This is a genomic window from Streptomyces pallidus (ex Mingjun et al. 2026) (assembly GCF_051550185.1).
In the GTDB taxonomy this organism is placed as follows: domain Bacteria; phylum Actinomycetota; class Actinomycetes; order Streptomycetales; family Streptomycetaceae; genus Streptomyces.
This window is the reverse complement of sequence record NZ_CP196181.1, coordinates 7,048,215-7,064,660: the sequence shown is the minus strand read 5'-3', so window position 1 is coordinate 7,064,660 and position 16,446 is coordinate 7,048,215. Positions and strand designations below refer to the sequence as shown.

The window sequence follows — 16,446 nt, the reverse complement described above, 5'->3', positions numbered from 1 at the left end:
GCGCGTCATCCCGCCGCGCCCGTCACCGGCGGCGTACGGGGTGATCTACCGGCTGCGGGCCGGTACGGCTGCGGGCCGGTACGGCTGCGAGCCGGCGGGCACCGCGCGCGAGGGCGAAGGCCGCGAGGGCGGCCGCGGGCACGGCGGTCACCGCGACCAGGGCCCACTGGAGGGCGTAGTGCGCGGCCTGGGTGGGGGTGCGGTGAAAGGTGATCATCGGGCCCCAGGTGTAGTAGCCCCCGATCATCAGCAGCTGGGAGGCCACGGCGCGGAGCACGGCGTGCACGGCGGTGGGGGCGGTGGCCGCGACCAGGACGACGACGGCCGCGTACGGCAGGTAGCCGGACGCGAAGCGGCTCGCGGTCGTCACGTGGAGCCCGTCGCCGTCGCCCGCGACGGCGATCCACGCGGACAGGGATCCGGCGGCGAGCGCCACCGCCGCGGTGGCCGCCGCCCGTCGTACGCCCCTTGCCATGCCGTTCTCCTTCTCCTCGCCCGCCGCTTCCGTACCGGGGCGGGCCGGGCCGACCCCGGCTCCTCCGGTCGGGGCCCAGCCTGCGTGTCGCGCATGCGCGAGGTATGACCGCTCCATGACCGTTCCGTCACGGCGGCCGCCCCGCCGGCTGCCACGGCCGCCCCGGCCCGACCGGTGCGACAACCCCTCCGGGCGTCTCGACATACAAAACGTTTCGTCTCATATATCGGTTGACTCACTAGAGTGCGCATGTGAACACGCACCGGACTTCGCGCAGTTGGCTCATGCTCGCCCTGGGCACCGGCGGCCAGACCGCCAGTACGACGGCGCTCTACGGCCTCGCGTACCTGATCCCCGCGTTCCGGGAGGACCTCGGGGTGTCGCTGGCGGGGGCGGGGGTGCTGGTCTCGTGTCCGATCGCCGGGATCCTGCTCGGGCTGGTCGGGTGGGGCGTGGTCGCCGACCGGTACGGGGAGCGGCTGGCGCTGGGAGCCGGGCTGCTCTCCGCGGCCGCGGCGATGGCCGGTGCGGCCGTCGCGGAGGGCACGCTGGTGCTGGGCGTCCTGCTGGTCCTGGCCGGGGCCTTCGGGTCGTCCGTCAACTCGGCCTCCGGGCGGCTGGTCATCGGCTGGTTCCCGCCGGACCGCCGCGGTGTGGCGATGGGGGTGCGGCAGGCCTCGCAGCCGCTGGGCACCGCGCTGGCGGCCGCCGTCATGCCGCCGCTGGCCCAGTACGGCGGTCTCGCCGCCGCCCTCGGACTGTCCGCCGTGCTGTGCGGGGCGACCGGCGCGGCGACCGCCCTGTTCGCCGTCGACCCGCCGCGCTCCGTGCGGCCGGCGGGCGCCCGCGCCCCCGCCCCGTACCGGGAGGGCGGCCACCTGTGGAGGCTGCACGGTGTCGCGGCCGCGCTGTGCGTGCCGCAGTTCGTGGTGACGGGCTTCGCGCTGCTGTTCCTGACGGGGGCGCGCGGCTGGTCCGCTGCGGCCGCCGGGGCCGTCCTGGCCGCGGTCAACCTGGCCGGTGCCGCGGTGCGCCTGCTGGCCGGCTGGTGGTCGGACGCCGTGGGCAGCCGGATCCGGCCGATGCGGTGGCTCGCCGCGGCCACGGCCGCGGACCTGGCCCTGCTCACCGCCGGGACGGCCCTGGACTCCCCCGTCGGCACCGCCGCCCTGCTGCTGGCTTCGGCGTTGACCGTGAGCACGAACGGGCTGCACAACACCGCGGTCGCCGAGTACGCCGGCCCCGACTGGGCGGGCCGCGCCCTGGGCGTGCACGGGATGGGGCAGCACACCGCGATCGTCCTCGTCCCGCCGCTGGCCGGTGCCCTGATCGCGGACCGGGGCTATCCGCCGGCCTTCGCACTGGCGGCGGGCTGCGCGGCGCTGGCGGTGGTGCTGCTGCCCGCGGCCGACCGGGCCCCGCACACGGCGTGGACCGCCCCGGCCGACGGCGACCGGCCGCGGCCCCGGGCCGGGAAGGCGGCCGACCAGTGCGCTAGACGCGCTTCGCGCGCAGGAACCGCTGGAGGCGCGCCCACGGCCAAGCGTTGACGACGTCGTCCTTCGTCAGCCAGCCGCGCTGGGCGGTACCCACCCCGTACCGCAGGTAGGGCAGGTGCACGGTGGCGTGCGCGTCCGAGTCCACGGCGAACTTCACCCCGTGGCGCTTCGCCCGCAGGACGTCCTCGTCGCACAGGTCGAGCCGCTCCGGATGGGCGTTGATCTCCAGGGCCGTTCCGGTGCGGGCGCAGGCTTCGAAGACCGCGTCGAAGTCGGCGTCCACGCCGGGCCGCTTGCCGATCCGCCGGGTGGTGGGGTGCCCGATGACGGCCACGTACGGGTTCTCGCAGGCGCGGATGAGGCGCCGGGTCATGGCCTGCCTGCTCTGCCCGAAGTGGGAGTGGACGGAGGCCACGCACAGGTCGAAGCCGGCGAGGAACTCGTCGGGCCAGTCCAGGCCGCCGTCCGGGCCGATGTTGAGCTCCGTGCCGTGCAGCAGCCGCATCCGGCGCACGGTGCGGTCCAGTGCGCGGACCCGCTCCCGCTGTTCGAGGGCCTTCTCCTTCGTCATCCGCTGCATGGCGAGGTCCGGCGCGTGGTCGGTGACGGCGTAGTACGCGTACCCGCGCGCCGCGCCGGCGGCGACCATGTCCTCCAGGGTGGCGAGGCCGTCGGTGAGGTCGGTGTGGGTGTGCAGGTCGCCCTTGATGTCGGCCTCGGTCACCAGGTCGGGTAGTTCCCCCGCCAGCCCTGCCGCGATCTCCCCGCGGTCCTCGCGGAGCGTCGGCGGGATCCAGGGCAGGCCGAGCCGGGCGTAGATCTCCTCCTCCGTCACGGAGGCGAGGTTCTCGCCGCTCTCGGCGTCGAAGAGCCCGTACTCGGACAGCTTGAGCCCGTGCCGTACGGCCAGCTCGCGGGTGCGGATGTTGTGCGCCTTGGAGCCGGTGAAGTACTGGAGCCCCGCCCCCCAGGAGGCGGGCGGCAGGACGCGGAGGTCGACCTGGAGGCCGGCGGCCGTCCGGACGGAGGTCTTCTTCGCGCCGTGCGCGATGACCTCCGCGGTGACGGGAAGGCCCCTGAGGGCGGTCATGAACGGCTCCGAGCGGTCGGCCGCGACGAGGACGTCGAGGTCGCCGACCGTCTCCCGCATCCGCCGCAGCGAGCCCGCGTACGTGCACCGTACGCAGCCCGGGACGCGGGACAGCTCGGCGACGATCTCCTCGGCGATCTCCGTCGCCGCGTCCAGCAGGATGCGGTCGCCGGCCTGCCGGAGCAGGGAGATGCCGTGGAGGATGCTCTCCTCGGTCCGCTCCCCGAAGCCCTTCAGGTCGCGCAGCCGCTCCTCGTGCAGGGCGGCCTCCAGTTCCGCGACGGACGAGATCCCGAGCTCCTGGTGCAGCACCAGGGCCTTGCGGGGGCCGAGCCCGGGGATGCGGGTCAGTTCGCGCACTCCGGGCGGGATGGCGGCCCGGGAGGCGTCGACCTCGGGGATGTGCCCGGTGCGCAGATAGGCCTCGACCTTCTCGGCGATGGACCGGCCGACGTTCGGGATCTCCATCAGGCCCTTGGTGTCGAGGCCGGAGATGTCGGCCGGGTGGCCGCCGATGGCGCGGGCGGCCTTCTCGTACGCGCGCGCCTTGAAGGCGTCCGCCCCGCTGATCGCGATCAGGTCGGCGTACTCCCGGAGCAGTGCCTCCACCTCTTCGTTGGCCCGGCCCATACCTCCAGGGTGCCCCCGCGGCGCCGCCGGGGCACGGTCTGCCCCGGGGCGGCGCGGGGGCGCGCCCGGGACGGAACGGCCGGGGACGGTGTCAGCTCCCGGCGCCGGCCGACGCCTTGGCGCGGAAGGTCCGCCGGTGGGCCAGCGGTGCCACACCGGTCGCCAGCGCCATGCGGCGGCGCAGGGACGCGCCGGTGCCCAGCCCCGTCGAGCGGGGCGCCCTGCGCCCGCACGTCGCGGAGGTGCTGCCGCCCGCGGAGGCGGGCAGGGCGCAGGAGCTCTCCCAGTCCGGCCGCACCAGCGGCAAGTCCGTCCTTCGTTCCCGGCCTCTTCAGGAGTGGCGATGCCGACCTACGTGCTCGTCACGGGTGCCCGGCCCGGCGCGGACGTGACCGGTGCCGTCCCGGTCGGGCACAGCCACGGGGGCATGGTCGTCACCGGCGCCGTGGACCGGGTTCCGCACCTGCCGGAGCAGGGCTGAGCCGGCCACGGCCGGGTGACGGCCCGCACCGGTCGCGGCGGTGGTCCTAGCCTGGGGATGTGGGTGCCGATGCGGTCACGGTGTTCCTGTGCGGCGACGTCATGCTCGGTCGCGGCGTCGACCAGGTCCTGCCCGGCCGCGGTGATCCGGAGCTGCGGGAGGGGTACGTCAAGGACGCCCGCGACTACGTGGGGCTGGCGGAGGCGGTGAACGGGCCGCTGCCGCCGCTGCCGGTCGGCTTCGACTGGCCGTGGGGGGACGCCCTCGGGGTGCTCGACGCGGCCGCGCCGGCCGCCCGGGTGATCAACCTGGAGACCTCCGTCACCCGGAGCGACGACTTCGCGCCCGGCAAGGCGGTCCACTACCGGATGCACCCCGACAACCTGCCCTGCCTGGCGGCCGCCCGCCCCGACGTGTGCGTGCTGGCCAACAACCACGTCCTCGACTTCGGCCGCCGCGGGCTGCGCGAGACGCTCCGCACGCTGTCCCGCGCCGGGCTGCGGACGGCCGGCGCGGGCCACGACGCCGCGGAGGCCGCCGCGCCGGCCGCCGTCCCGCTCGGCGGCGGCCGCCGCCTGCTGGTCTTCTCGTTCGGGATGCCCTCCAGCGGCATCCCGGCCGACTGGGCCGCGAGCCGGAGCCGGTCCGGGGTCGCGTACGTGGCCGGGCCCGGCGCGGCGGCGGCGCGCGAACTGACCGAGCGGGTACGGCAGGAGAAGCGTCCCGGGGACCTCGTCGTGGCCTCGGTCCACTGGGGTTCCAACTGGGGCTACGCGCTGCCCCGCGACCACACCGCCTTCGCCCGCGCCCTCGTCGACGGCGGCGTCGACCTCGTGCACGGCCACTCCTCGCACCACCCCCGCCCGCTGGAGCTGTACCGCGGCCGGCTGGTCCTGTACGGCTGCGGCGACTTCATCGACGACTACGAGGGCATCAGCGGCCACGAGCAGTACCGCGACGACCTGCGCCTGGCCTACCTAACCTCCCTGGACCCGGACACCGGCCGGCTCACCAGCCTCGGGATCACGGCGTTCCAGGCCCGGCTGCTGCGCCTGGGCCCCGCCTCGCCCGAGGACTCCCGCTGGCTGCGGGAGCTCCTGGCCCGGATCGGCACGGGCCTGCGCGTCCGGGAGGGCACCGAAGGCCCGCCGCACGTCTGGACGCTCGTACCGTCCTGAGGCGGCGCCCCGGTGCGCCACCCGCGCCGCCCGCACCACCCGTGCCGCCCGCGGCAGCAGCAGGAGACGAAGTGCCCGACGGGGTGGCCGGTTTGATGCGGCGGCAGGCCGCGGCATCCCCCGGGCCTGCTGGCCCCCTCCGCACCGCAGGGGCACACTGATCACGCCGGGATCAGCGATCCGAGGAGACTCGATGCCCCAACCGTCCGCGTCCGCCGCACCGCCCGTACCGATCATCATCGACTGCGACCCCGGGCACGACGACGCCCTCGCGATCATGCTGGCGGCGGGCGACCCGGCCGTGGAACTGCTCGCCATCACCACCGTGGCGGGCAACCAGACGCTCGCCAAGACCACCCTGAACGCGCGGCGGGTCTGCACGGTCGCCGGCATCACCGGCGTGCCCGTCGCGGCGGGCTGCGACCGGCCGCTGGTCCAGCCGCTGGCGGTGGCGGACGACGTGCACGGCGTGTCCGGCATGGACGGCCCCGCCTTCCCCGAACCGGCGGTGGACGTGGTGCCCGAGCACGCCGTGGACCTGATGCACCGGATCCTCAACGAGCATCCGGAGCCGGTGACCCTGGTCCCGACCGCCCCGCTCACCAACATCGCGCTGCTGCTGACCCGTTACCCGCAGGACGCCGCCCGGATCCGCGAGATCGTCCTCATGGGCGGCTCCACGGAACGCGGCAACCGGACCCCGGCCGCCGAGTTCAACGTCCGGACCGACCCGGAGGCCGCCGACATCGTCCTGCGCAGCGGCGTCCCGCTGACCATGTGCGGGCTCAACGTCACCCACCAGGCGCTCGCCACGCCCGAGGTGGTGGCCCGCTTCGAAGACCTGGGGACCGAGCTGGGCCGGGTCTGTGCCGGACTGCTGACCTTCTTCGCTTCCACCTACCGCGAGCTGTACGGGTTCACGGACCCGCCGCTGCACGATCCGGTGGCCGTGGCCCGGGTGATCGAGCCGGGGATCGTGCACTGCGTGGGCGCCAACGTCGTGGTGGAACTGGCCGGCCGGTTCACGCGCGGTGCGACCGTCGTCGACCTGCACGCCCGTACGGGCCGGCCGGTGAACGCGCAGGTGGCGACCGCCCTGGACGCGGACCGGTTCTGGGACCGGGTGGTCGCCGCGGTGTCCGCCCTCGGCAACCGCGCCTCCTGACACGCCTGGTGGGTGGCGGCGGTACGGCCCGGGCCGCCGCCACCCCGCGACCGTCGCCCCCGCGCCCGGCCGCGGCATCCGCCTCCGTCAGGCGAGGGTGATGCTGTCGCCGGCCACGGTGATCTTGGCGGGCGCCAGCGGGCGGGTCGCGGGGCCGCCCGCGGGCGAGCCGTCGGACACCTTGAACAGGCTCTGGTGGCAGGGGCAGACGATGTTCCCGTCCGTCACCGACGCCACCGAGCAGCCCGCGTGCGTGCAGGTCGCCGAGAAGGCCTTGAACTGGCCCGCGGTCGGCTGGGTCACCACGACCTTCTGGTCCTTGAACACCTTGCCGCCGCCGACCGGTATGTCGGCGGTGCGCGCCAGGGCCTTGCCACCGCCCGCGGGCGCCGGGGCCGCGGCCGAACCGGCCGGTGCGGGGGCACCCGCCTGCGAGCCGGCCGGGGCCGGGGCGTCCTGCGCGCCGGAGGCCTCGGAACCGCCGTCGGCGCCGCAGCCGCTCAGCGCTGCGCCCGCCAGGCCGGCGGCACCCGCCGCGAGGACCGTGCGCCGGCGTGTGGTGTTGCCCATACCGTGTCTCCTTCTCGTCCCGGAAGCGGACCGGGGCATCGTATGTCTCCCCGACCTCAACAGGAACACGCCCGTCCGCCGTGGCCGGTTCATGCTTCTTCGCATCGGATGTGATCGAACCGTGGCGGCACCCGGGCCGTGTGGTGCGTATGGACACCTCGACGAGCACCCCGGCGAACGACCCGTCGCGCCCGCTCATTTCCGTCGTGCGCGCGCACGCCGCCCGGCACGCCCTGCTGCCGCTGCGGCTCTTCCTCGGCTTCACCTTCGTCTACGCCGGCCTGGACAAGCTGACCGACCCGGCCTTCCTGTCGGCCGCCGGCGACGGCTCGATAGGTCAGCAGATGCAGTCCGTGCGGGATGCCGCGGCCGTACCCGGCCTGGTCGACCTGGCGCTGGGCGACCCCGTCGGCTTCGGCTTCGCCATGGCCGTCGGGGAACTGGTCGTCGGGCTGGGGGTGCTCGCCGGTCTGCTGACCCGGATCGCGGCCCTCGGCGGGGGGCTGATCTCGCTGAGCCTGTGGCTGACCGTCAGCTGGGCGGCGACCCCGTACTACTACGGCAACGACCTGGCCTACCTGATGGCGTGGACCCCGCTGGTGCTCGCCGGGGCCCCTTCCCTGTCCCTGGACTCGGTCCTGCTGCGACGCCGCCGGCGGCTCGAACCGGCGGCCGGGGCGGATGCGCAGGGCGGGCCCCGTGTCTGGCGGCTCCCGGAGGACTCCGGGACGCGTGACCTGGCCGCCGCGGTGCGCAGCGCGTCCCCCGCGGTCCGGGGCGCCCGGGGTGCGTCCGCCCCGGCCCGGGGCGCGTCCGCCCGGGCGTGAGGCGGACGGGTCCCCGGCGGCCGGGTCTGCGGCGGCCGGTGTGCGGTGGGGCGCCGTCGCCGAGCGCGCTCGCCCGTACGCGGCCCCGCACCCGGCCCCCACGCGCGCCGCGTTGCGCGGGTGTGCCCCACGGGGCAGGGTCGAGGAGGCGGTCGCCGGCCGACACGGAGGGCCGGGGCCGAGGGCGACACGGACGAGGAGCCAGGATGCCGATTGCCACGGTGAACCCCGCGACGGGCGAGACGGTACGCACCTTCGACACGCTGGGGCCCGACGGCATCGAGCGGTGCCTCGCCGATGCCGCGCGCGCCTTCGAGTCGTACCGCAGGACCGGCTTCGCCGAGCGGGCGGCGCTGCTGCTGCGCGCCGCCGACCTGTTGGAGGGGGACAACGAGGACATCGCGCGGACGATGACCACCGAGATGGGCAAGCCGCTGGCGGCGGCCCGCGCCGAGGCCGCGAAGTGCGTGAAGGCCATGCGCTGGTACGCCGAGCGCGCCGAGGGCCTGCTCGCCGACGAGGTGCCGGTGGACGCCGACGTCCGCGACAGCGGCGCCTCGACGGTGCGCACCCACTACCGGCCGCTCGGGGTGGTCCTCGCCGTCATGCCGTGGAACTTCCCCCTCTGGCAGGTGGTGCGGTTCGCCGCGCCCGCGCTGATGGCGGGCAACGTCGGCCTGCTCAAGCACGCCTCGAACGTCCCCCAGACGGCCATCTACCTCGGCGACCTCTTCGAGCGGGCCGGCTACCCGCACGGCTGCTTCCAGACCCTGCTGATCGGCTCCGACGCCGTCGAGGGGGTGCTGCGCGACCGCCGGGTCGCCGCGGCCACCCTGACCGGCAGCGAGCCGGCCGGGCGCGCGGTCGCCGCCACGGCGGGCGACGAGGTCAAGAAGACGGTCATGGAGCTGGGCGGCAGCGACCCGTACGTGGTGATGCCGTCGGCCGACATCGCGCGGGCCGTACGGACGGCGATCACCGCGAGGGTGCAGAACAACGGCCAGTCCTGCATCGCCGCCAAACGGTTCATCGTGCACGCCGACGTGTACGACGAGTTCGCGGAGCGCTTCACCGCCGGCATGGCGGCCCTGGCCGTCGGCGACCCGATGCTGGAGACCACCGACGTCGGCCCGCTCGCCACCGAGAAGGGCCGGGCCGACCTGGAGGAGCTCGTCGACGACGCGGTACGCGGCGGCGCGGAGGTCCTGTGCGGCGGGCGCCGGCCGCCGGCGCTGGAACAGGGCTGGTACTACGAGCCCACCGTGCTCGCCGGCATCACCCCGGACATGCGCATCGACCTGGAGGAGACCTTCGGGCCCGTCGCCACGCTCTACCGGGTCGCGGACCTCGACGAGGCGGTGGCTCGCGCCAACCACACCCCGTTCGGGCTCAGCTCGAACGTGTGGACCCGCAGCGACGAGGACGTCGCACGGTTCGTCCGCGACCTCCAGGCGGGCGGCATCTACGTCAACGGCATGACCGCCTCGCACCCCGCCCTGCCGTTCGGCGGCGTCAAGCGCTCGGGCTACGGCCGGGAGCTGTCCGGGCACGGCATCCGCGAGTTCTGCAACATCACCACGGTCTGGCAGTCGGCCGGCTGACCCGCCCGGCCCCGCCCCCTCCCGGTCACCCGCCTGTCCGCCGCCGTTCTGCTGAACCGTGTCCCGCGCAGGCGTCGGGCGGGCGCCGAGGGGGCACGCAGCACGGGTGAGCCCTCTCGAACTGCGTCCGGCCATCGCCGACGCCCGTACCGCCCGGTCACGGCGGGCCCTGCTCGCCGGCTGTGTCGGCAACCTCGTCGAGTGGTACGAGTTCGGCGTCTACGGCTGCCTGGTCACGGTCATCGCGGACAACTTCTTCGCCGCCCGCGGCCCGGCCGGCGGAGCCGGGGCGCTCCTCGCGACGTACGCCTCCTTCGCGCTCGCGTTCTTCTTCCGGCCCGTCGGAGCCCTGCTGTTCGGGCGACTCGGCGACCGGGCCGGCCGCCGGCCCGCCCTCGTCGCGTCCGTCACCGTCATGACCCTCGCCACCACCGCGATCGGGCTGCTGCCCACCCGGGACGCGATCGGCGTGGCCGCCCCCGTACTGCTGACGGTCCTGCGCGTGCTGCAAGGGCTCTCCGCGGGCGGCGAGTTCGGCGGCGCCGTCTCCCTGATGACGGAACACGCGCCGCCCGGCCGGCGCGGCCTGCACGGCGCCTTCCAGTCCTTCACCGTCGCGCTCGGCCTGCTGGCCGGGGCCGCCACGGCCGCCCTCCTCGCGACCGTGCTGCCGACGGCGGCCCTGTACGCGTGGGGGTGGCGGATCCCGTTCCTGCTGGCCCTGCCGCTGGGCGCGGTGGCGCTGTGGCTGCGCACCGGGGTGGAGGAGCCGCCGGTCCCCGCCCCGGTCGCCCCGGTGGCCGGCGCCGGACCGGACCGGGCCGGCTGGCTCCCGTCCGCCGGGGCGCCCGGCCCGGCCCCGGTGGTGTACGCCGTCGTCCTCGGCATCGGCCGGGTCATGGGCTGGTCGGCGGCCGGCTACACCTTCCTCGTCGTCCTGCCGTCCCATCTGCAGACCGTCCTCGGCGCCTCCGTACGGGACGCCCTTCTCGCCACCGCCCTCGCCAACCTCGGTTTCGCGGCGGCCATCCTCCCCGCCGGAGCCCTCAGCGACCGGATCGGCCGCCGCCCGGTGATGGTGTTCGGGGCCCTGTCGGTGGTCCTGCTCGCCTTCCCGCTGCTGCGCCTGCTCCACTCCCCCGCGGCCGCGACGGGCGCCAAGGCGGGCGCGGTGCTGCTCGCCGGGGTACTGGTCGGCCTGCTCGCCGGGCCGGGACCGGCCATGCTCGCCGAGATGTTCCCGCGCCGGATCCGCTGCACCGGCCTGGGCGTGGCCTACGCCCTGTCCAACGCCGTGTTCTCGGGGTGCGCGGGCCTCGTCATCACCGCGCTGACCGCCCGGACCGGCAGTCCGGACGTGCCCGCCTTCTACGCGGCCGGGGCCTGCGCCGTGAGCACCGTAGCCCTGCTGACCCTGGGCGGCGACGACCACCTGGAGCCGCTGCGATGAGGGTGATCGGACTGATGTCGGGGACCTCGTACGACGCGATCGACGCCGCGGCCGCCGACCTGGCCCTGACCGACGGCGACGGCGACGGCGACGGCGACGGCGACGGCAGCACGTTGTACCTGACCCCGCTGGGCATGGTCAGCGACCCGTACCCGGACGAGGTGCGCGGCGCCCTCGCCGCCGCCCTGCCGCCCGCCCCCACCACCCTGGCCGACGTCTGCCGCCTGGACACGTGGATCGGGCAGGCCTTCGCCGCCGCGGCGGCCCGCGCCGACCGCGGACTGTGCGCGGGACGGGCCGAGCTGGTCGCCTCGCACGGGCAGACGGTGTTCCACTGGGCCGAGGCCGGCCGGGTGCACGGCACCCTCCAGCTGGGCGAGCCGGCCTGGATCGCCGAGGCCAGCGGCTGCCCGGTCGTCTCCGGGTTCCGGCCGCGGGACGTGGCGGCGGGCGGGCAGGGCGCGCCGCTGGTGAGCCTGGTCGACCTGATGCTGCTGCGGGGCCGGCCGGGTGTGCCCGCCGCCCTGAACATCGGGGGCATCGCCAACGTGACGGCGCTGCCGGCCGGCGGCGAACCCGTGGCGTTCGACACCGGGCCCGGGAACGCACTGGTCGACGCCGCGGTCCGGGACCTGACCGGCGGGCGGCTCGCGTACGACGAGGACGGTGCGCTCGCCGCCGCGGGACGGGTCGACGGGCCGCTGCTGGAGCGGCTGCTCGCGGAGCCGTACTACCGGCTGCCGCCGCCCCGGACCACCGGGAAGGAACTGTTCCACGCGGACTACCTGCGGACCGTGCTGGCCGGGTCCCCGGGGCCGGCGCCCTCGCCGCCGGACCTCGTGGCGACGCTGACGCGGCTGACCGCCCGCACGGTGGCGGGTGCGCTGCGCCCGCTGCGGACCACCGAGGTCTTCGTGTCGGGGGGCGGGGTCCGCAACCCGGTGCTGATGGGGATGCTCCGTGAGGAGCTGGCGGGCGGCACGGCCGTGCGGGGCTCGGAGGACCTGGGCCTGCCCGCGGCGGCGAAGGAGGCGTACGCGTTCGCCGTCCTCGGCTACCTCACGCTGCACGGGCTGCCGGGCAACGCCCCCCGCTGCACCGGGGCCGGCGGGCCGCGGGTGCTGGGCTCCCTGACGCCGGGCCGGCGCCCGCTCCGGCTGCCCGCTCCCCCGGCCCGGGCGCCGCGGGCGCTGGTGGTACGGGCACCGTGAGGCGGCGGGTCAGGGTGCGGGGGCCGGGGCCGGTCGGAGGAGGTCGGGTCCGTCGTTGCGGACGCTGTTGACCGCGGTGGAGACCGGGCGGACCTCCAGCCGGCCGTCCGCCGGGGTGTGGAGCAGGGCGCGCAGTGCGTCGACGTCCTGGTGGGCGGGGTCCAGCCAGGCCCCGTAGTCGCCGGGGTCCAGCGCGAGCGGCATGCGGGGGTGGATCCGGCCGGCGGCGTCGACGGCCTCGGTGGTGATGATCGTGGCGGTGACGAGCCAGGCGTCCGGGTCGTCCCCGTCGGCGACGGCCGGGTCCCGCCAGAACTCGTACAGTCCGGCCATGGCCATCACCGAGGCGTCCTCGGGGGCGATGAAGTACGGCTGCTTGTACGCCTTCGCGGTGGCCGTGGCGGGCACGGCCTGCCATTCGTAGAAGCCGTCGGCGGGCAGCAGGCAGCGGCGGCGGGTGAAGGCGCGGCGGTAGGCCGGCTTCTCGTGGACCGTCTCCATCCGGGCGTTGATCATCCGGGCGCCGCCGGAGGCGTCCTTCGCCCAGGAGGGGACCAGACCCCAGCGCAGGGGGCGCAGCCGGCGCACCGGAGTGTCGCTGCCGCGGGCGGCGTCGCGGTCGGGGTCGCGGTTGGGGTCGCGGTCGCGGTCGGGGCGTTCGAGGACGGCCCAGACCGGGTCGGTGGGGGCGACGTTCCAGCTGGGCGCGAGCGTCTCCCGGGGGTCCCAGGCGGCCCCGAAGAGGCCGGCGAGGTCCTCGGGGGCGCGGGATGAGGCGTAGCGTCCGCACATGGCATCCACTGTGCCACCTCGGCCCCCAGGTCCGCCGCGCCCCTCGCCGGGGCGCCGCGGCCGGTGGCGTCCGGCGCCGCGGGCGCGGGGAACAAGGAGGGGTACGTGCCCGCAGCCGCCGGGGCGACCGCCCGGGCCGCTCACCGCAGGCGGCCGCCGACTCCAGCGTAGGCCGAGGTGTGGCGTCGTGAACAGCGGAGCCGTCCTCCCGGTCCTGCGGGCGGCTCTCCTCCCCGCCCCGCCCCTTCCCGAACCGGGGCTCCGCCCCGGACCCCGTTCCCGGCGCTCGAACGGCCGCGCGGGCCGGATCGTGCCGCTGCCCGGCGATTTTGGCGCCGCGAATCCAGCCCCGCCGGCGCTCGGGGCGCGGGGTCCGGGGCGGAGCCCCGGAACTCCGGCGCCGCCGTCAGGGGGTCATGGCGCGGCCGCCGATGTCCGGGGCGCCCGCCAGCTGGGCCTGCCACCAGGTGTCGGCGGCGGGCCCGTCCATCTGCGCCCAGGCGGGGGTCCGCTCCACCTGGGCGCGCCCCAGCCGGCGGGCGAGCGCCACCAGCTCCCGGCCCGCCGCCCCGCGGGAAGCCCCGTACGCGGCCACCAGCCCGGCCCAGGACCCGGCGGCACGCCAGGCCGCCTCGAACGCGGAGGCGTCCTGGAGGGCCTTGGCGGCACCGCTGGTGGTGTGGGGCCGCACCACGCTCGCCGCGTCCCCCGCGAGCAGCAGCCGCCCTGCGGTGATGCGGTCGGCGGCGAGGTCGTAGAGGGGCTGGACGTGGACGTCCCCGGGCTCGGTCAGCCCCAGGACCCGGGCCCAGTACGGCGGGAAGTGCCGGTCCAGGACCTCGTGGAGGTGCGCGGTGAGCTGCTCCGTGACCCGGCCGGGCGGGAAGCTGGTGGGGTCGTCGTACGGGAGGCAGCCGACTTGCGGGGGCGTGGCGTACAGGACCCAGTTGACGCGGAGCCCGTCCGGGCCGGGGATGCGGTAGACGACGCAGCTGCCGCCGGGGAAGCACACGGTGGCGACCGCGTCGGAAGGCCAGGTGCCGGGGTCGGTGCCGGTCACCGCGGGGAGGCGGGCCGCGTCCAGGTTGCCGCGCCAGCAGACGTACCCGGCGTACTGCGGCAGGTGGTCCGGGCAGACGGCCTCGCGCACCACCGACCGGTAGCCGTCGGCCCCGACCACCAGGTCGTACGGCTCGACGGAGCCGTCCGCCAGCCGGACCTCGGCCTGCCCGCCGGCCGCACCGGGCGCGTCGGCGACACCGGCGACGGCCGCGCCCTGCCGGTAGCGCACCGACGGCGGGGTGGCCTCGCGCAGCCCGCGCCACAGCAGGCCCCAGTGGTAGGAGTGGAACGGGAACGGCTGCTCCCAGAACACCCGCCCGGCCGGGCCGGCCGCGTCGTCGCGGACCAGCCACCGGCGGCGGGCCAGCGGGTGCGCGGCGATCCCGGCGGGCAGTGCGCCGGTCGCGGCCAGTTCCGCGGCCCGGTCGTCGTGGACGCACAGCCCGACGCCGCGGTCCGCGAGGCGGCCCCGGGTGCGTTCGAGGACGACGACCTCCTCGGCGCCGGCGCGCACCGCCGCCGAGGCGAACGCGCAGCCCGTGATGCTCCCGCCGACCACCGCGACCCTGCCACCCCGCATGGCTGCTCCCTCCGCGCCCGGCTCGGATACCGACCGGTCCGCCACCCTAGGCGAGGGCGCCGGGGTGGCGGTCGGTTCTCGGCCGTTCGGGCGGCCGCGGAGCCGCCCCTGCCGCCGCCTCAGCCGGTCAGGGCGGCGGAGACGACCGCCTTGGCCTCCTGCTGGACGCGGGCGAGGTGGTCGGCGCCGAGGAAGGACTCGGCGTAGATCTTGTAGACGTCCTCGGTGCCCGAGGGGCGGGCCGCGAACCAGGCGTGCTCGGTCGCCACCTTGATGCCGCCGATGGCCGCGCCGTTGCCGGGCGCGTGCGTGAGGACGGCGGTGACCGGCTCCCCCGCCAGCGTGTCGGCCGTGACCTGCTCGGGCGACAGGCGGCCGAGGACGGCCTTCTGCTCCCGGTCGGCGGGGGCGTCGATACGTGCGTACGCGGGCTCGCCGAAGCGCTCGGTGAGGTGGGCGTACCGCTGGCTGGGGGTCTGTCCGGTGACGGCCAGCATCTCCGAGGCGAGGAGGGCGAGGATGACGCCGTCCTTGTCGGTGGTCCACACGGACCCGTCGCGGCGCAGGAAGGACGCCCCGGCGGATTCCTCGCCGCCGAAGCCGAGGGTGCCCTCGGACAGTCCGTCGACGAACCACTTGAAGCCGACGGGTACCTCCACGAGTTCGCGGCCCAGGTCGGCGGCGACCCGGTCGATCATTCCGGAGGAGACGAGCGTCTTGCCGACGGCGGCGCGCTGCGGCCACTGCTCGCGGTGCCGGTAGAGGTAGTCGATGGCGGTGGCCAGGTAGTGGTTGGGGTTCATCAGGCCGCCGTCGGGGGTGACGATGCCGTGCCGGTCGGCGTCGGCGTCGTTGCCGGTGGCGATCTGGAACCGGTCCCGGCCCTCGATCAGGGAGGCCATGGCGTACGGGGAGGAGCAGTCCATGCGGATCTTGCCGTCCCAGTCCAGCGTCATGAACCGCCAGGTGGGGTCGGTGTGCGGGTTGACGACGGTGAGGTCCAGGCGGTGTTCCTCGGCGATGCGCTGCCAGTACGCGACCGATGCGCCGCCGAGCGGGTCCGCGCCGATGCGGACGCCCGCGGCGCGTACGGCGTCCAGGTCGAGGACGGAGGGCAGGTCGCGCACGTACGCGCCGAGGAAGTCGTACGTGCCGGTGGTCGCCGCTGCGCGGGCGCGGGTGTACGGCAGCCGGCGGACCTCCTTGAGGCCGCCGGTGATGATCTCGTTGGCGCGGTCCTGGATCCAGCCGGTGGCGTCGGAGCCGGCGGGTCCGCCGGACGGCGGGTTGTACTTGAACCCGCCGTCCGCGGGCGGGTTGTGCGAGGGCGTGACGACGACGCCGTCGGCCAGGCCGGAGATGCGGCCCCGGTTGTGGGTGAGGATCGCGTGCGAGACGGCCGGGGTGGGGGTGTAGCCGTCGGCGCTGTCGACGAGGACGGTGACCCCGTTGGCGGCGAACACCTCCAGGGCGGTCACCCGGGCGGGTTCGGACAGGGCGTGGGTGTCCGCGCCGAGGAACAGCGGCCCGTCGATGCCCTGCTGCGCCCGGTACTCGCAGATGGCCTGGCTGGTCGCGGCGATGTGGTCCTCGTTGAACGCGGTGGCGAGGGAGGAGCCGCGGTGGCCGGACGTGCCGAAGGCGACGCGCTGGGCGGGGTCCGCCGGGTCGGGGTGCAGGGCGTAGTACGCGGTGACGAGCCGGGCGACGTCGATCAGGTCGTCCGGGCCCGCCTGCTGCCCTGCTCGTTCGTTCGGCATGTGCCGGCTCCTCCGTACTGGTCCAACGAGAACAACACCGGCCATTGTGTCGTCCCCGGAAGGCGCCCGCACAGG

At 75.8% G+C, this 16,446-nt stretch carries 14 protein-coding genes and 1 pseudogene; 8 read left to right on the top strand and 7 right to left on the bottom strand.

Annotation, left to right across the window (positions count from 1 at the left end):
• Positions 1–22: 22 nt before the first annotated feature.
• A complete protein-coding gene (locus ACSHWO_RS31470; RefSeq protein ID WP_438317338.1) occupies positions 23–475 on the bottom strand; it encodes a hypothetical protein in 453 nt (150 codons plus the stop codon).
• 251 nt (positions 476–726) lie between these two features.
• Between ACSHWO_RS31470 and ACSHWO_RS31465 the strand changes: the two genes are divergently transcribed.
• The gene (locus tag ACSHWO_RS31465) at positions 727–2,025 is read left to right on the top strand and encodes an MFS transporter (RefSeq protein ID WP_438317335.1); all 1,299 of its coding nucleotides are present in this window, start codon (positions 727–729) and stop codon (positions 2,023–2,025) included.
• On the opposite strand, the gene polX is transcribed toward ACSHWO_RS31465, so the two are convergent.
• Positions 1,970–3,694 (bottom strand): DNA polymerase/3'-5' exonuclease PolX, encoded by a 1,725-nt coding sequence (polX, locus tag ACSHWO_RS31460; RefSeq protein WP_385805859.1) that lies wholly within the window; start codon positions 3,692–3,694, stop codon positions 1,970–1,972. The two genes, ACSHWO_RS31465 and polX, sit on opposite strands and share 56 nt — an antisense overlap.
• Positions 3,695–3,785: 91 nt before the next feature.
• Positions 3,786–4,001, bottom strand: a complete 216-nt coding sequence (locus tag ACSHWO_RS31455) for a hypothetical protein (protein ID WP_438317331.1) — start codon at positions 3,999–4,001, stop codon at positions 3,786–3,788.
• 36 nt (positions 4,002–4,037) lie between these two features.
• On the opposite strand from ACSHWO_RS31455, the gene ACSHWO_RS31450 reads away from it, so the two are divergent.
• The 3 genes from ACSHWO_RS31450 to ACSHWO_RS31440 all read left to right on the top strand — a co-directional run bounded on the left by ACSHWO_RS31450 (position 4,038) and on the right by ACSHWO_RS31440 (position 6,518).
• Positions 4,038–4,175 (top strand): hypothetical protein, encoded by a 138-nt coding sequence (locus ACSHWO_RS31450; RefSeq protein ID WP_438317328.1) that lies wholly within the window; start codon positions 4,038–4,040, stop codon positions 4,173–4,175.
• A gap of 59 nt (positions 4,176–4,234) precedes the next feature.
• The gene (locus tag ACSHWO_RS31445; protein WP_438317325.1) at positions 4,235–5,353 is read left to right on the top strand and encodes a CapA family protein; all 1,119 of its coding nucleotides are present in this window, start codon (positions 4,235–4,237) and stop codon (positions 5,351–5,353) included.
• A 193-nt stretch (positions 5,354–5,546) separates the two neighbouring features.
• Positions 5,547–6,518, top strand: coding sequence for a nucleoside hydrolase (locus tag ACSHWO_RS31440; RefSeq protein ID WP_438317322.1), 972 nt, complete (start codon positions 5,547–5,549; stop codon positions 6,516–6,518).
• A gap of 87 nt (positions 6,519–6,605) precedes the next feature.
• Here ACSHWO_RS31440 and ACSHWO_RS31435 read toward each other — a convergent pair whose 3' ends face one another.
• On the bottom strand, positions 6,606–7,088 hold the full coding sequence (locus ACSHWO_RS31435) for a Rieske (2Fe-2S) protein (protein ID WP_361086605.1): 483 nt from the start codon (positions 7,086–7,088) through the stop codon (positions 6,606–6,608).
• A 149-nt stretch (positions 7,089–7,237) separates the two neighbouring features.
• Here ACSHWO_RS31435 and ACSHWO_RS31430 point away from each other — a divergent pair.
• The 4 genes and pseudogenes from ACSHWO_RS31430 to ACSHWO_RS31415 form a co-directional block, all read left to right on the top strand.
• Positions 7,238–7,747: pseudogene (locus ACSHWO_RS31430) on the top strand (DoxX family protein); the annotation flags it as partial.
• A gap of 374 nt (positions 7,748–8,121) precedes the next feature.
• A complete protein-coding gene (locus ACSHWO_RS31425; RefSeq protein WP_385805872.1) occupies positions 8,122–9,516 on the top strand; it encodes an NADP-dependent succinic semialdehyde dehydrogenase in 1,395 nt (464 codons plus the stop codon).
• 106 nt (positions 9,517–9,622) lie between these two features.
• Positions 9,623–10,966, top strand: a complete 1,344-nt coding sequence (locus ACSHWO_RS31420; protein ID WP_385805874.1) for an MFS transporter — start codon at positions 9,623–9,625, stop codon at positions 10,964–10,966.
• Complete coding sequence (locus ACSHWO_RS31415; protein WP_438317317.1) at positions 10,963–12,177, top strand: anhydro-N-acetylmuramic acid kinase; 1,215 nt, start codon at positions 10,963–10,965, stop codon at positions 12,175–12,177. The genes ACSHWO_RS31420 and ACSHWO_RS31415 overlap by 4 nt, the downstream gene beginning before the upstream one ends.
• Before the next feature lie 9 nt (positions 12,178–12,186).
• Here ACSHWO_RS31415 and ACSHWO_RS31410 read toward each other — a convergent pair whose 3' ends face one another.
• The 3 genes from ACSHWO_RS31410 to pgm all read right to left on the bottom strand — a co-directional run bounded on the left by ACSHWO_RS31410 (position 12,187) and on the right by pgm (position 16,371).
• Positions 12,187–12,969: an SOS response-associated peptidase gene (locus tag ACSHWO_RS31410; RefSeq protein ID WP_438317314.1), complete on the bottom strand. Its 783-nt coding sequence runs from the start codon at positions 12,967–12,969 to the stop codon at positions 12,187–12,189.
• Between the two features lie 406 nt (positions 12,970–13,375).
• The gene (locus tag ACSHWO_RS31405; RefSeq protein WP_438317311.1) at positions 13,376–14,611 is read right to left on the bottom strand and encodes an FAD-dependent monooxygenase; all 1,236 of its coding nucleotides are present in this window, start codon (positions 14,609–14,611) and stop codon (positions 13,376–13,378) included.
• Between the two features lie 119 nt (positions 14,612–14,730).
• Positions 14,731–16,371, bottom strand: a complete 1,641-nt coding sequence (gene pgm / locus ACSHWO_RS31400; protein WP_438317308.1) for a phosphoglucomutase (alpha-D-glucose-1,6-bisphosphate-dependent) — start codon at positions 16,369–16,371, stop codon at positions 14,731–14,733.
• Between the last annotated feature and the right edge of the window lie 75 nt (positions 16,372–16,446).

Coding starts and splice junctions, on each gene's coding strand:
- ACSHWO_RS31470 (WP_438317338.1), bottom strand. CDS start 475: ATGGCAAGGGGCGTACGACGGGCGGCGGCCACCGCGGCGGTGGCGCTC.
- ACSHWO_RS31435 (WP_361086605.1), bottom strand. CDS start 7,088: ATGGGCAACACCACACGCCGGCGCACGGTCCTCGCGGCGGGTGCCGCC.
- ACSHWO_RS31415 (WP_438317317.1), top strand. CDS start 10,963: ATGAGGGTGATCGGACTGATGTCGGGGACCTCGTACGACGCGATCGAC.
- ACSHWO_RS31440 (WP_438317322.1), top strand. CDS start 5,547: ATGCCCCAACCGTCCGCGTCCGCCGCACCGCCCGTACCGATCATCATC.
- ACSHWO_RS31425 (WP_385805872.1), top strand. CDS start 8,122: ATGCCGATTGCCACGGTGAACCCCGCGACGGGCGAGACGGTACGCACC.
- polX (WP_385805859.1), bottom strand. CDS start 3,694: ATGGGCCGGGCCAACGAAGAGGTGGAGGCACTGCTCCGGGAGTACGCC.
- ACSHWO_RS31450 (WP_438317328.1), top strand. CDS start 4,038: ATGCCGACCTACGTGCTCGTCACGGGTGCCCGGCCCGGCGCGGACGTG.
- ACSHWO_RS31410 (WP_438317314.1), bottom strand. CDS start 12,969: ATGTGCGGACGCTACGCCTCATCCCGCGCCCCCGAGGACCTCGCCGGC.
- pgm (WP_438317308.1), bottom strand. CDS start 16,371: ATGCCGAACGAACGAGCAGGGCAGCAGGCGGGCCCGGACGACCTGATC.
- ACSHWO_RS31405 (WP_438317311.1), bottom strand. CDS start 14,611: ATGCGGGGTGGCAGGGTCGCGGTGGTCGGCGGGAGCATCACGGGCTGC.